This is a genomic window from Opitutia bacterium, assembly GCA_016217545.1.
In the GTDB taxonomy this organism is placed as follows: Bacteria; Verrucomicrobiota; Verrucomicrobiia; order Opitutales; family Opitutaceae; genus Didemnitutus.
Window position 1 is genome coordinate 813,957 of sequence record JACRHT010000016.1, and the last position, 14,549, is coordinate 828,505.

Sequence of the window (14,549 nt, forward strand, 5' to 3'; positions counted from 1 at the left end):
GGGCGGACATGGAGCGAGGACGACGACTTGCGCCGTGGATGGGTTGTGTTTTCGGGAGAGTTGCCAGCCGGAGTGGAATTTTCTCCGCTCCGGCCGGTGGGATCAAAGGGGAATTGTCGAAAGAAACGCCCGACTCCTCCCCCGAGGAGCCGGGCGCGTTTCTACCTCAGAATGTGAACGTATTGGTGACGAACCACTCTTCGACCGGCTGCATGCGGACGCCGGCCCACGTCTGGCCGTCGGGCTGAACGGAGATCGGGATGAGGCCGTTCTTGTTGCCGAGGTTGCGGACGTTGGCCTGGATCTTCCAGCCGATGTTCTTGGTGAGCTTGCGTTCGTAGCTGACCCAGAGATCGATGCCTTTTTCGGCGGGGCCGTAGTAGGGCTTGCTGAGATCGAAGGTCGCGAGACCGGAAGCGTCGGCGAGAACCGGGTAGCCGATGACGACCTTGTCCTGCCAGCGGTAGCTGCCGCCGACGCCGGTGCCCTTGAGCAGGCCGTTCGTGAACGAGTAGTTCGTGACGAAGTTGTAGCGCCACTTGCGGAGCTCGGAGGCGGCGGCGTTTTCCTGCAGCTTCATCAGCGTATAGCCGGAGCGGAAGTTTTTCCACGCGCCGTTGTTCCAGATCACATTGGTCGGGTCGTCGAAGTGGCCGTTGAACATGATCATGTCGCCGGCCGCGCCGTGAACAGTGGCAGTGCCGATTTGCTTCGTCAGGTAGCCGACGAGCGCATCGAGTTCGGCGCCGCCGACGTTGGTGCGGATGGCGGTGGTCTTGGAGGCGTTGAAGCTGACGCGCCAGTTCCGGGTGGGATTGGCGGTGAGTTCGAGTTCATAGCCCTTCGACTCGGTGTCTGCGGTGACCGCGAAGCCTTGGAGGACCGGGTTGTTGCGGTAGTCGTAGACGCTCGTGGGATCCGGCTGGTAGGCGGCCGGGTTGGCCTCGTAGGTGGCGCGGTCCGTGAGCTTGGCGAGCGTGGTGGGCCCGACGCCGTAATTCCACGCGGAGAAGTAGCCGCGATCCGTGAGGTATTTTTGAATGTCGTTCCAGGCGCGGATCGAGGCGTCGCGCTGGGCGACCGACTGCGCGTCGGTCTGCAACACGGAACCGGCGGGCGCGGGCTGGCCGGCGTTGACCTTGTCCTGCGACCAGACGGTGCGGCCGTATTGGTTCACGTAGGCCGGATTCCACTCGAAGCGGATGTTGGTGCCGGATGTGACCGTCGACCACGCGTAGCCGGTCATGTGATAGAGCATGATGTTGCGCCAGTTCATGCCGTTCTTGATCGTGCCGGTGAGGCCGGTGGCATCGAGTTGGGTGTCGGCATTCTTGAGGCCGGTCTCGTATTTCACGACGCGGAACGAGTATTTGCCGTCCTTGGTCGAGAGCAGCACGCCGTAATCCTTGGTGGTGCCAGTCGGGTTGCCGATCAGGTTGCCGTAGATGTCGCGGCGCGTGTTCGTGACCTGGAAGTTGCTCGATTTGTTGTAGGAGAGGCTGACGTTGATCGGCAGCGGGTCCTTCTCGAGGAGTTTGTTCAGGTGGATGACGACGCCGCCCGAGGTCGAGTGATCCTTGAAGAGCGAGTAGGACTGGTTGCTGTTCAGGCCGGTGGCGCTGTCGGGCAGCGCGTAGGGCAAGGTGCTGGCGGCGCCGGTCTCGTTCAGGTTGACCATGGCGCGGTTGCTCGCGACGGAGTTGGCGGTGACGTTGCGGCCTTTGACGACGTCATAGCGCCAGCCGAGTGTCGGGATGATCGCATCGTTCCAGAGGAAGCCCTGCCACGTGCCGGCGTAGGACTTGGTCGTGCGCATGCTCTTGGAGGCATTACGGAGCAGACCGAGATTCTCGCCGTTGTTGTAGCGCAGGAGATTCATCTGGTAGTTGGTGTTCCAACCCACGTAGTTCGCCGGATTCGAAACCTGGGTGTAGCCGGAGTAAGGCGTGACGCCGTCGTAGTTCGGGCCCGCGGTGGGACTGAACATCGACTGCAGGTTGGCGGGGATGGTCCAGGGCGCGTTGAAGTTCACGCCGGTCGGACTGGTCCACGTGGAGTTGAAGTAATAGAGGTTGCCGTCGGACAAGCCGATCGGGGCGCCGATGTTCGGGATGTTCGCGCCGGCGGCGGTCGACTGACTGGCGACGGAAGGCCCGAGGTAGATGACGGCGACGGGCGCGCGGTTGTTGATGCCGTTGAGATTGCCGTCAGCGCGGGTCCAGTAGCTGTCCCAAGCGCGATTGTTGGCATACATCTGCCAGCGGCGGGTCTCGGCGAAGTATTTTTCGTCGCTGTAGACGCCGTTGAAGCGGTGCTTGCCGAGCAGCTTCACGAGGAAGGGGCTGTCGAAGATGTCACGCGCGCGGAGCTCGCCGAAGAGGGAGCCGCGGGTGTATTTGCGCTCGCTCTCGTAGGAACTGCCGCCGCCGGGGCCGCCGAGCACGTAGGGGCGGCCGAAGTTCGAGTTGGTGGCGAGATCCTGGAAGTTTTTCAGGATGTCGATCGTGAGCGTCGGGCTGCTGAACTCGCTGTTGCCGAGGAGGGCCTCGCCGCCGCGCTTGTATTTCTGGTAGTCGTAGCTGAGCTGCACGCCGAGGCGGTCGTCGAACGCGGTTTGCGAGAGATCGATGTTGTAGGCGTTCCAGTTCTCCCACTCGCGCTTGGTCGGGCCGTCGATGAGCTTGTTGTAGAAGTCGAAAACGGAGGGATCGAGCAGCGAGGCGGTGCGGTATTGGCCGTAGGTCGCGCCCGGGAGGTTGGCGATGCCGGCGTAGGAACTGAGGCTGGTGAGGCCGAAGAACGGCTGCGCGTAACGCTGGCCGATGAGGTTGTCATTCGCGCCGCGGACCGTGCCGTCGTTGTTGCGGGCGCCGACGTTGACGTAGCCGCCGTAGATGCGATCGAGGGCGTTGGTGAGACCGTCGATGAACCACGCGGGCTGTTGCTGGTCGATGTTGCCGCCGCTGAGCCACGGGTTGACGGCGGACAGAGCCGCGCCGACCTCGTAGCCGTTGTTCACCGCGAGCTTGCCCATGCCGCCGTTGAGGCTGGTCGTGTCGACGGCGCGGAACCACGGCGTGATGCTGTCGTTCGGCGGCGTGACACGCGGGCGGTTGGCCTTGATGTCGCCGTTCTCATACTTCGCCTTCAGGCTGGTGTGCCACGTGCGATCCTTGAAGAGCTGCGGGTCGAAGCGCACGGCACCGTAGAAGCGCCGGTCGTCCTGGAAGGCCGGCTTTTGCTGGAACTTCTCGTTGTTCCACATGGCGTCCAAGCGAACGGCGAGCACGTTCTTGATGATCTCCTGATTGAGATCGATGGCGCTGCGCGTGCTGCCGTAGGAGCCGACGCGGAACTGGACTTCGTGCTTGTCGCGGAACTCCGCGTTGCGCGTCGTGGCGTTGACGATGCCGGCGGGACTGCCCAAGCCGAAGAGGATGGCGTTCGGGCCGCGCTGGATGTCGATGCGGTCGACGTTATAGGAGTCCCACGGAATGTCCGTGATGAAGAAGTCGCGAGTGTTGTCCGCCGCTGCGAGCCCGCGCACGCGCTGAGCGCTGCCCGGCGCGCGCAAGGTGCCCGATTCGTCCATGCTCGTGCCGTTGCCCAAGCCGGCATAGCTGCCGCGCGTGCCGGCGACTTCGGCGTTGGTGGTGTATTGCAGCAGCGAGGAATTGTCGGTCGCGCCGATGTCGCGCATGAATTCCTTCGTGTAGACCGAAAGCGCACCGCCGACGTCCTTCAGGTCGGTGCGGATGCGCGTGCCGGCGAGGGTCTCGGTCGCTTGATAGCCATTGTCCTTCTGCACCTGGACTTCGAACGGCGAAAGGACCACGGTTTCTTCGTCAGCCACGTTTTTCGTAACAGGAGCGACGGTTTGCGCTCCGAGCTGCCAGCCGCCTGCGGCAAACAGGAAGGCCAAGCCTAGTCTGGACGGGGTTTTCATACCTTACAGCGTAGTTCTGCGGGTTTACTGAGAGCGCGAAAGCCTTGGGGAAAGCGCGCGCCAGGATTGGGGATTAGGGGTGAGCGCGGGGGTTGCGCCGCACAAACTCGCTAACCTCGCGAGGGCGCGCCGCAAAGCCTTCACCGTTCTAACACTAGAATCCGAGAGCAAATTTCTCGAGTTGCCGACCGCGCCCGCCGCACCGCGCCGACGATCATGGCCGGGATTCGCGCGGACGCGCGCGCTACTTGCGTCCGCGGCACGCCGCGGATTATCTGCTCGCCGATGGATCCGACACTGGAGCAGGCAGTCGACACCGCGAAGCATCACCCGTGGATCTTCGGCGTGCTGCCGCACGTGCTCACCGTGCTCGGCTTCCTGCTGGCCTTCTTCGCCATCGCGCGCCTGATGAGCGAGCGCAAGCAACCGGGCAACACGTTCGCGTGGCTGCTCGCGATCGCGTTTGTGCCTTACGTCGGCGTGCCGCTGTTTCTCCTTTTCGGCGGACGAAAACTGAAACGCCTCGCCGCCACCAAGGCGCGCCTCTGTCCGGTCGTGCCCGGCGCGCCGCCCTCCCCTGCCGCCAACACGTTCGCCGCGCGCGTGCTCACGCTCAATGGCGCGTGTCCGCCCGTTGGCGGCAATCGCGTCGAGTTCGTCGCCTCGGGCGAGGAATCCTTCCGCCAGCTCGAACAGCAGATTCTCGAGGCGAAGCACACGATCCACATCATGACCTTCATTCTCGGCCGCGACGTCGTGGGTCGCCGCATCGTGAAGCTCCTCGCGCAGCGCGCGCGCGAAGGCGTGAAGGTCCGCCTGTTGCTCGATTCGCTCGGGTGCTTCTTCACCAATGGATCGTTCTGCGACCCGATTCGCGAAGCGGGCGGCGAGGTCGTTTCGTTCATGCCGATGTTGCCGCTGCAAACCCGCGGATCGGCCAACCTGCGCAATCATCGCAAAATTGCCGTGTTCGACCACCGGCTCGCGGTGATCGGCGGACGCAATCTCGCGACCGACTACATGGGCCCGACGCCGTTGAAGCGCCGCTTCCGGGATTTCGGCGCGGTGATCGAGGGACCGGCCGTGAGTTTGCTCGAGGAGATTTTCCTCGCCGACTGGGCCTACGCCAGCGGCCAGACGATCGCCACGCTTCATGATGAGATCCCGGTCGGAGTTCCCGCGTCCGCGGGCGACAGCGAGCTGCAGATCGTCGCGAGCGGGCCGGACGTCCCCGGCGATCCGCTCTACGAAGGCATCCTGTCGCTCGTGCAACAAGCCGAGCAAAGCGTGTGGATCGTCACGCCCTACTACATCCCCGACGAGGTGCTCCAGCGCTCGCTCATGGTGCAAGCCCGCGCCGGCATCGATGTGCGGCTCGTGGTGCCCGCGCGTTCGAATCACCCGATCACCGACCTCGCGCGCAAACACTACCTCCGGGAATTGCAGCAGGCTGGCGTGCAGGTGCTCCTCTACGGTCCGGGCATGAACCACGCGAAAGCCATCCTCGTGGACGGCTCCGCCGGCCTCTGGGGCTCGGCCAACATGGACCTGCGCTCGCTCTTCGTGAACTTCGAGGTCGCCGCCGTGACCTACTCCGCGCGCGACACCGAAAACCTGGCCGCGTGGATGCGCGAAGTGTTCGCGCACAGCAAACCGATGCCGCAGCCCAAGCGTCCACCGAGATTCTTCTCCACCCTCGGCGAGGAACTCAGCCGCCTGCTCGCGCCGTTGCTCTAGCGCGAGTCCGCGCTCACGCGACCACTCGGCCCAACCGTCCGAACATCTCCCAGCTGACGGTCCGCCGACCATCGCCCCACCGCGCGCGCAGCTCCGCGGCGACGGCCGGAATCGGATCCTCACCGCGCGCTTTGCGGTAACGGTCCACCGCGGACCAACTCGCCAGGAAAGCGACGAGCTCGTCCGACGTCCATTCGCGCGTGATCACGAGCGGCGGAAAAGGAATCTCGGCGAATGGGAACTCGAAATCACGATAGCGACTCTCGATGTGTCGCCGTTCCGGCGGCCAATACGGCCCCGTCGTCTCCGCATAGAAACGGTCCACGACGGCATCGATCTCGGGAGTCACCCGCGCCAGCCAATAGCTCCACAGCGCCACCACGCCGCCGGGGCGCAGCACGCGTTTCACCTCCGCGTAGAATTTCGTGCGGTCGAACCAGTGCGCGGCTTGGGCGGCAGTGACGAGATCGACCGTGTGATCGCGCACCGTCGGGGCGAGTTCCGCGCTGCGCAGATAGACCACGCGCGCGTGCGGCGTCGCCGCGGCAAGTTGCGCCTCGCTCGGCTCGGTGGCGATCACGCGTTGGAAATGCGCAGCCAGCGCGACCGCAGCCTGTCCATTGCCGCTGCCGCAATCCCACGCCAGCCCACGCGCCGGCGCGAGCCGCGCCAACTCATCGAACAGCGCCACCGGGTATGTTGGGCGCGATTGCGCGTAGACTGCCGCTTGGTTCGAGAAATGATCCTGGAACTTCACGCGATCACCGTGACCAGCACGCGGCGTCGGCGCCAGCGCGCGTCCAGTGCGATCGCGCGTTTGCAGGCGCCGTAATGCCCGCCCACCGGGAATTGTCAGTCCCGCTACTGCGACACGATCGGCAGGTCGATGAAGGTGCCACCGGTGCCGCCGCGGTAGATGCGCTGCGTGGCTTTTTGGTAATCGCCGGGCGCCGCGAGAAAGATGTTCGGGACGAACTTCTGCGGGTTGCGATCGTAGAGCGGAAACAGCGTCGACTGGATCTGCACCATGATGCGATGCCCGGGCTGGAAGACGTGGTTCGCGTGCGGCAGCGCGAAGGTGTAAGCGAGCGGTCTGCCCGACTCGAGCGCCGCGGGCTTCTCGAAGCTCTCGCGATAACGGCCACGGAAAATCTCGAGCGAGATTGGCAGCTGATAGCCGCCGAACTCGGGGCGCGACGGATACTCGTCCGGGAAAACGTCGATGACCTTCACGACCCAATCGCTGTCCGTGCCGCTCGTGGCGGCGAGCAAGTGCACCACCGGCGCGCCCGCGATATGCACCGGCGAGGTGAGCGGCTCGGTCTGGTAGACGAGCACGTCGGGACGATCGGCGACGAAGCGTTGGTCGGTCACGAGCCAGCGGCGCCACGCGTCGCCATCGCTGAACTTCACGGGACGCGGCAAATACGGGACCGGTTTGGCGGGGTCGGAAACGTATTCGTCGAACGCGTCCGCGGTGGCGGATGGCGCCGTGAAACCAAGCGCGCCGTTCGCGCCGAGGTAAAGCGGTGTCGGCTTCACGGTGCTGTCGCCGCCGGCGAGCGGCCAACGTTCGTATTTCTCCCAACGATTCTCGCCGGTGTTGTAGACGAAAACAGGTGGTGTGTTCGAACGCGGCGCGTTGTCCTTCAGGTATTGATCGAAGAGCGGCTTGATGATGTCGCGGCGGACTTGGAGCGCCGTGTCGCCCTCCCAACGCAGCGGGCCGAGCGTGCTGCCGTCGCGGCCGATCTGGCTGTGATACCACGGGCCGAGCACGAGGAAGTTCTTCGTGTTGTCGGTGTCCTTGCCTTCCATCACGGGATACGCGTGCACGGCGCCCCAGATGTCCTCCTGGTCCCACAGGCCGCTGAGCCACAGCGTCGGCACGGTCAGCGGAACCTTCGCGAGCAACCGATCGAGCGCCTGCTCCTGCCAGAACGCGTCGTAGCTCGTATGCTCGATCAGCTTTTTCCACCACGGCAGCTGATCGATGCCGGTGGCGAGCGCGAAGGCGCCGGCCGAGCCGAGACGGCGCAGGTTGTCGTAATCGTCGACGTCGCCGCGCACGGCGCGGTCGCCTTTGGATTTTCCGCCCAGCTGGCCGGTGAAGTAGTCGAAATTCACCTGGCGGAACGCGCCGTAGTGGAACCAGTCGTCGCCCATCCAGCCGTCGATCATCGGGCTCTCCGGCGCGGCGACCTTCAAGGCCGGGTGCGGATCGAGCAGAGCCATCACGACCGTGAAACCCTCGTAGGATGAGCCGATCATGCCGACGCGACCGTTGGATTCGGGCACGTTTTTCACGAGCCAATCGATCGTGTCCCACGCATCGGTGGTGTGGTCGACCTTGCTGTCGTTGAGCGGGCCGCGGGGCGGGCGCGTCATCACGTATTCGCCCTCGGAGCCGTGCTTGCCGCGCACGTCTTGATAGACGCGGATGTAACCGTCGGCCGTGAACACCTCGTCGGCCAGCGAAAGCGTGGCGAGCATGCGGGGCGACTTCGTGCGGCTGGCGCGATTGGCCGCATCGTAGGGCGTGCGCGTGAGGAGCATCGGAGCGCGCTTGGCGCCTTTCGGGATGACGATGATCGTGTGGAGTTTCACGCCATCGCGCATCGGGATCATTTCGACGCGTTTGACGTAATCGTAGTCGTCGGTCGGCGGCGTGAATTTCGCAGGGATGTCGGGCGCGAGCGGCGACGTCTGCGCGTGGACAACGAGGAAACCAAGGACGCCTGCGAGGAGCAGGCCGGCAGCGTGGAGAACTCTCATGGGGTAACGTCGCGAGCAAGCGACGTGCCGAACCGTAGGCGCCGAGGAGCCGCGCGCAACCACCCAATCACACGCCGTGCGCGCGGATGAATTCCTTCAACGCGGCGAGATCGGTCGGCACGCGGTGCTTCACGAGCGGCTTGGACTTCAGCGCCTCGAGGGTCGGGTGTGTCGGCTCGACGCCGATGGCGTCGCGGAGCGCGTCGGGGAATTTCGCCGGATGCGCCGTGGCGAGCACGACGCTCGTGCGCGTCGGGTTCAAATCCTGGAAACCGCACGCGGTGTGAGGATCGAGGACGTAGCCGTTGCGTCCGTGGATGCGCTGGATGTTCGCCTTGATGTCCACGTCGGTGGAGCGCGACGAGCTGAAGACGTGCGTGTTGAAGTCCGGCACTTGGGTCGCGCCGGTGTGCTTCAGCTCGTCCATCGTCGCCCGCACCTTCGCCGCATCCTCGTCGAAGTGGTAGTAGAGCCAGCGCTCGAAGTTCGACGCGACCTGGATGTCCATCGACGGCGCGAGGCTCGGGTGCACGGCGCCGACGCGGTATTCGCCGGTCGTGAAGAAGCGATGGAGAATGTCGTTCTGGTTGGTCGCGACCTTGAAGCCCGCGATCGGCACGCCCATGCGCTCGAGCAACCAGCCGGCGAAGACGTTGCCGAAGTTGCCGGTCGGCACGACGAACTCGAGGTTCTCGCGCTGCGCCTCCGGCAGGTGCAGCCACGCGTGCAGGTAATAGACGCACTGCGCGAGCACGCGCGCGAGGTTGATGGAGTTGACCGCCGAAAGGTGATGCTGCGCAGCGAACTCGCGATCGCCGAATGCGTCCTTCAGGAGCCGCTGCGCATCGTCGAACGTGCCCTCGAGCGCGAGGGCGTGGACGTTCGCCGCTCCGGTGCACGCCATCTGGCGCTCCTGCAGCGGCGAGACGCGGCCGTCCGGATAGAGGATGAAGATCGCGGTGCGCGGCTTGCCGAGCAGGCCGTGGATCGCGGCGGCGCCGGTGTCGCCGGACGTCGCGCCGAGGACGTTGAGGCTGCGGCCGGTCTGTTCGCAGTGCCAGCCGTAGAAGTTGCCGAGGAACTGCAGCGCGAAATCCTTGAACGCGAGCGTCGGCCCGTGGAACAGCTCGAGCACGTAGACGTTGTCCGCGAGGCGGCGCAGCGGCGCGATCTCGGGATGCGTGAAGCGGCCGTAGGAACGATGCGCGAGGCGCGCGAGAACGTCTTCCGGCACATCCGTGGCGAAGACCGACATGAACTCCGCGCAGAGGTCCGCGTAGCTGAGCTGCGCCCAGCCACGCAGGCGGGGCGTGAGGTCGGGCAACGCCTCCGGGAGATAGAGGCCGCCGTCCGGCGCCAAGCCGAGGGCGACCGCTTCGGTGAAGGAAACGGCAGGTGCCTGGCCTCGCGTGGAGACGAATTTCATCAGCTGTTTCCCACTATATCGTTCGCTTTGGCATTTGCTGAAGGCGAACGCGTGGCCGGCGAGCGTCGATCAGGACGCTTTCCCGAGTCCGAACGCCTTGTGCACGGCGCGCTGGGCGTCGTCGGCGCGTTCGCGGGCAATGGCGAGCGTGACCTTGATCTCGGAGGTGGTGATGAGCTCGATGTTGATGCTCTTTTCGGCGAGCGCCTCGAACATCTGGGCCGCCACGCCGGCGTGCGTGCGCATGCCGACGCCGACGACGGAGAGCTTGGCGATATTGTCGTAAGCCGCGACTTCGCCGCCGCCGAGTTTCTTGAAGATGCCGGGGAGAATCTTGACCGCTTGGTGGGCGTCGTCCTTCGGAACCGTGAAGGTGAGCGTCGCGACGCCGTGGGAGCCGACGTTCTGCACGATCATGTCGACGTTGACGTTGGCGTCGGCGAGCGAGCGGAGAACCGCGGCGGCCGTGCCGGGCTTGTCGGGCAGGTTGCTGACGACGACCTTGGCCTGGTCCTTGTCGACGGCGACGCCGCGGACGACGACCTTTTCCATGTAAGCGACTTCTTCTTTCACGATGGTTCCCGGGTTGTGGTTAAAGCTGGAGCGGACTTCGAAAACGACGCCGTATTTCTTGGCGAACTCGACGGAGCGCGACTGCATGACCTTCGAGCCCTGCGAGGCGAGTTCGAGCATCTCGTCGTAGGAAATTTCCTCGAGCTTGGTCGCTTCCGGCACGTGGCGCGGGTCGGCGGTGTAGACGCCGTCGACGTCGGTGTAGATCTCGCACTTGTCGGCGCGAAGCGCGGCGGCGAGCGCGATGGCGGTGAGGTCGGAACCGCCGCGACCGAGCGTGGTGATCTGGCCCTTTTCGTTGAGGCCCTGGAAACCGGCGACGATGACGACTTTGCCGGCGTCGAGGTCCTTGCGCAGCGCGGTGGGGATGATGTTTTGGATTTTCGCCTTGGTGTGCGCGAGGTCGGTCACGATGCCGGCCTGCGGGCCGGTGTAGGATACCGCGGGCACCTCAAGCGCGTGCAACGCCATCGCGGTGAGCGCGATCGTCTCCTGTTCGCCGACGGCGAGGAGCATGTCCATCTCGCGGGCGTCGGGACGGGCGTTCACGGCTTTGGCGCGCGCGATCAGTTCATTCGTCACGCCCGCGCGAGCCGACACGACGACGACCACTTGGTGGCCGGCGTCGCGCGTGATCTTGATGCGGGCGGCGACGTTCTTGATGCGCTCGACGTCACCCACGGAGGTGCCGCCGTATTTTTGAACGATGAGAGCCATGGCGAGAACCTGACTCTATGCCCGCGAGCGCGGCGGCTTGGCAAGGCCCCAGAGGCGGGGTTGCGTCATACCCCAAGTCCCGGCGGCTCAACAACGTGCTCCGAGCTACGCGGAGGAATTCTTCCCGTCCGCGGTGGGCTCGGCGGACTTTTTGACGAAGCGATTCTCGGTGCCGTTGAGCAGGCGGCGGATGTTCTCGTGGTGCCGAAGAATGACGAACGACGCGAGGACCGTGGCGATGACGGCGACCGCCACGTGATAGTGCAGCAGCCAACTGGCGGTGATGATGGCGACCGCGGCGAGGATCGACGCGAGCGACACGTAACGCGACGCGTAGAAAGTCACGACCCAAGTCGCTGCTGCGATGAGGCCGGCACCGGGGATGAGCACGAACAGGCCGCCCGCCGCAGTCGCGACGCTCTTGCCGCCTTTGAAGCGGGTGAAAACCGAGAAGGCGTGCCCGATCACGGCGCCGACCACGCCGATGAGTTGGAGGACGATCTTGCGCTCTTCGTCGACGAACGGGAGCAGCGGCCAAGCGGTCGCAACGGCGCCCTTGAGCATGTCGAGCGCGAGCACGGTGTTGCCGGCCTTGGAACCGAGGACGCGCTTCACGTTCGTCGCGCCGGGGTTGCCGCTGCCAGCCTTGAAAATATCGACGCCGTGCGCCTTCGCGACGAGGTAACCGAACGGCAGAGCACCCAGCAAATAGCCGGCTAGCGCAGTGACGGTGATCCAGAAATTACTCATCGGGGCCCAGGTCGATTTCGGTGAGATTGCGGGCGGGCGGGACGAACGGTCAACGCTTTATCGGTCCCCTTCGCACGCTGCTTCATCCCAGCTGCAAACGACGGGCGGCAAACCGCCGTCGAGCCACCTTAGCGAGCGCGCGCGACGATGCGCAGGCCCTCGTTGTCCGCGTGGAGGCGGAACGACCGGCTCGGCACCTTGGCGGCGGCGAAGGCGTGCACCATCGCGCGCGCCACTTTCGCGGCTTTCGCGGGACGAGCGACGCACATCACGCTGGAACCACTGCCGCTCAACCAGCCCGTGAGCGCGCCGGCGCTGACGCCGGCCTGGATCGCATCGCGCGCGCCGGGAATCAGCGGCAGGCGATACGGCTCGTGCATGAAATCGGCGACGGCGTGCGAGAGACGATCGTATTCACCGGAGAGGAACGCGGCCACGACGTAGCTCGCGCTATTGATGCTCCGCACGGCGTCGAAATACGGGATCTCTTTCGGCAGGATGCCGCGGGCCTTCTTGGTTTCGAGTTCCTGCGAGGGCGAGACGACGACGAACACCAGTTCCTTGCCGATCGCCCGGCGCACGACGCCCGTGAGCACGCCGCGACTCGGATCGGTGCGGCCAACGCAGAAACCGCCGAGCACGGCAGGCGTCGCGTTGTCGGGATGGCCTTCGAGCTTCGTGACGAGTTCGGCGAGGTCGTCCTTGTCGAGGCCGGCGCCGCTGAGTTCGTTGAGACCGGCAACGATGCCGGCGCGGAGCGTGACGCTCGAGCCGAGGCCGCGCGACATCGGCACGTCACCGCGGACGACGAAGGAAAAGCCGAACTCCGGCACGCCCGCGCGCGCAAAAAACCACGCCGCTGCCTCGCTCGCCATGTCGACGCCGGCGATGGCGTCGGGCGTCGCAGCGTGCACGCCCGGCTCGGCCGTGCGGCGCAGGGTGACGTCGTTGTAGAGGGCGACTGCGAGTCCAAGCGTGTCGAAGCCCGCGCCGAGATTCGACGTGCTGCCCGGCACGCGAACGGTGACGGACTGCAGCGGGCTGCGGGCTTTCGTTTTCGGTCGGCGTGAGGTCGGCCTCTTCTTCATGGGAAAATCAGCGGTGGCGCAGCGCGCGGCGCGCCTCGAGGTTCTGCTCGCGCTTCTTGAGGTCCTCGCGCTTGTCGAACTGCTTCTTGCCGCTCGCGGTCGCGATCTCGACCTTCACCAGCGCTTCCTTGAAATACATGCGCAGCGCCACGATCGCGCGACCGCCGGTCTCGACGGCCTGCTGGAGTTTGCGGATTTCGTTGGCTTTGAGGAGCAGCTTGCGCACGCGTCGCGGGGCATGTTGCGAGAGGCCGCCGTGCGAATACTCCTCGATGTAGGCGCCGTAGAGCCAGACTTCGCCTTTCTCAAGCCGGCAGAACGCGTCGGTGATCTGCGCTTTGCCGGCGCGGATGGACTTCACCTCGGTGCCGACCAATTTCACGCCCGCCTCGAATTTGTCGTGAATGAAGAAATCCCGCAGCGCCTTCGGATTGCGCATCTCGGTGAAACGGGCGGAGTCGTGGGCTTTGGCGGCCATGGCGGGAGAGGTGAACGAAAAGGATTTGGCGGGAGTTTGGCGAGACACGAAGCCGCGCGCGACGGACGGATGACAGACAACCGCCTGCGGGCGACTCACCGCTGGCGCGGCGCGGTCTCATTGGAAAAACAAAAAGCGCGGCGATGTCGCCGCGCTTCGGTGAACGGGAGCCGTCGGGCGGCTCAGGCGTGCGTCACTTCGTAGCTGATCTTGCCTTCGATGATCTCGCGCAGGGCGATGTCTTCGGGGCTCAGCTTTTCGAGCGACTCCACGAGCGGACGGCTGCCCCGGCGGAGCTGCTTCACGCGGCGCGACACCACATTGATCAGCACATTCGGGTCCTGGATAACCTTTTGGGCGTCCTTGATGTATTCGTCTCTCATGGTTTGGAAATTGGGAAGGGAGAGACCTACGTCACACCCCCGCAGCGTCAAGGGGGAAATCTATCCGCCGCCGCCCTGCCCCGCCGAGCGCCACACCGACAGTTTTCGTTTTGCCGGCCCGCCTTTTCGCGCAAGACTGCCGGGCGTGATCATCGCTTGGACCACCACCGAAAAACGCGAGGATGCGGAGCGGCTGGCGCGTGGCGCGGTCGAGATCCGGCTGGCGGCCTGCGCCCAAATCGACGGCCCGATCACCTCGTTCTACCACCACGAGGGTAAACTCGAGCGCGCGGAGGAGTTTCGGCTGTGGTTTAAGTGCCTCCCGGCCAACGCCTCGGCTCTGAGCGCGTGGGTTCACGCCCGCCACCCTTATCGCACGCCGCAATGGATCGAGGTCAGCGCCGAGAGCGTGAGTGAAAAATACTTGTCATGGGCAATGGCCAACTCTAGCCATGGCCCCTTTCCAACGTCGAAAACACCTTAAACGACCCACTTACCATGTCCCAGCACAACAGCCTCAAGTCTTCCGGCGGCCTCGTCGTGAAGCGCAATGTCCTCAAGCGCTTCGAGCGCGTCGCCATCCTCAAGAAGCGCGGCCAGTGGAAGGACGGCGATCGCGTGCAGGGTCTCCGCAAGACCAAGCCGGACGTTTGATCGGCGACTGAATTTATCCATT

General features: G+C 64.9%; 12 protein-coding genes. 3 read left to right on the plus strand and 9 right to left on the minus strand.

What is annotated here, in order from left to right; translation table 11 throughout:
- Positions 1 to 166: 166 nt before the first annotated feature.
- Entirely contained in the window at positions 167 to 3,946 is a 3,780-nt protein-coding gene (locus tag HZA32_15695) for a TonB-dependent receptor (GenBank protein ID MBI5425522.1), read from the minus strand.
- 285 nt (positions 3,947 to 4,231) lie between these two features.
- On the opposite strand from HZA32_15695, the gene HZA32_15700 reads away from it, so the two are divergent.
- The gene (locus tag HZA32_15700; protein MBI5425523.1) at positions 4,232 to 5,683 is read left to right on the plus strand and encodes a PLDc N-terminal domain-containing protein; all 1,452 of its coding nucleotides are present in this window, start codon (positions 4,232 to 4,234) and stop codon (positions 5,681 to 5,683) included.
- 13 nt (positions 5,684 to 5,696) lie between these two features.
- On the opposite strand, the gene HZA32_15705 is transcribed toward HZA32_15700, so the two are convergent.
- The 8 genes from HZA32_15705 to HZA32_15740 form a co-directional block, all read right to left on the minus strand.
- The gene (locus HZA32_15705; GenBank protein ID MBI5425524.1) at positions 5,697 to 6,440 is read right to left on the minus strand and encodes a class I SAM-dependent methyltransferase; all 744 of its coding nucleotides are present in this window, start codon (positions 6,438 to 6,440) and stop codon (positions 5,697 to 5,699) included.
- Between the two features lie 104 nt (positions 6,441 to 6,544).
- The gene (locus tag HZA32_15710; GenBank protein ID MBI5425525.1) at positions 6,545 to 8,458 is read right to left on the minus strand and encodes a CocE/NonD family hydrolase; all 1,914 of its coding nucleotides are present in this window, start codon (positions 8,456 to 8,458) and stop codon (positions 6,545 to 6,547) included.
- A 67-nt stretch (positions 8,459 to 8,525) separates the two neighbouring features.
- Positions 8,526 to 9,884 (minus strand): threonine synthase, encoded by a 1,359-nt coding sequence (locus HZA32_15715; protein ID MBI5425526.1) that lies wholly within the window; start codon positions 9,882 to 9,884, stop codon positions 8,526 to 8,528.
- Between the two features lie 69 nt (positions 9,885 to 9,953).
- Complete coding sequence (locus HZA32_15720) at positions 9,954 to 11,174, minus strand: aspartate kinase (GenBank protein MBI5425527.1); 1,221 nt, start codon at positions 11,172 to 11,174, stop codon at positions 9,954 to 9,956.
- A gap of 105 nt (positions 11,175 to 11,279) precedes the next feature.
- Complete coding sequence (plsY, locus tag HZA32_15725; GenBank protein MBI5425528.1) at positions 11,280 to 11,924, minus strand: glycerol-3-phosphate 1-O-acyltransferase PlsY; 645 nt, start codon at positions 11,922 to 11,924, stop codon at positions 11,280 to 11,282.
- 128 nt (positions 11,925 to 12,052) lie between these two features.
- Positions 12,053 to 13,012, minus strand: a complete 960-nt coding sequence (gene thrB, locus HZA32_15730) for a homoserine kinase (GenBank protein ID MBI5425529.1) — start codon at positions 13,010 to 13,012, stop codon at positions 12,053 to 12,055.
- Between the two features lie 7 nt (positions 13,013 to 13,019).
- Positions 13,020 to 13,490, minus strand: coding sequence for an SsrA-binding protein SmpB (gene smpB / locus HZA32_15735; protein MBI5425530.1), 471 nt, complete (start codon positions 13,488 to 13,490; stop codon positions 13,020 to 13,022).
- Positions 13,491 to 13,672: 182 nt separating this feature from the next.
- Positions 13,673 to 13,873 carry a DNA-directed RNA polymerase subunit omega gene (locus HZA32_15740; GenBank protein ID MBI5425531.1) on the minus strand — a complete coding sequence of 67 codons (201 nt, stop codon included), beginning with the start codon at positions 13,871 to 13,873 and terminating at the stop codon, positions 13,673 to 13,675.
- 145 nt (positions 13,874 to 14,018) lie between these two features.
- Between HZA32_15740 and HZA32_15745 the strand changes: the two genes are divergently transcribed.
- Positions 14,019 to 14,357, plus strand: a complete 339-nt coding sequence (locus tag HZA32_15745; protein ID MBI5425532.1) for a divalent-cation tolerance protein CutA — start codon at positions 14,019 to 14,021, stop codon at positions 14,355 to 14,357.
- A 14-nt stretch (positions 14,358 to 14,371) separates the two neighbouring features.
- Positions 14,372 to 14,527 carry a small basic protein gene (locus tag HZA32_15750; GenBank protein MBI5425533.1) on the plus strand — a complete coding sequence of 52 codons (156 nt, stop codon included), beginning with the start codon at positions 14,372 to 14,374 and terminating at the stop codon, positions 14,525 to 14,527.
- Positions 14,528 to 14,549 lie beyond the last annotated feature (22 nt).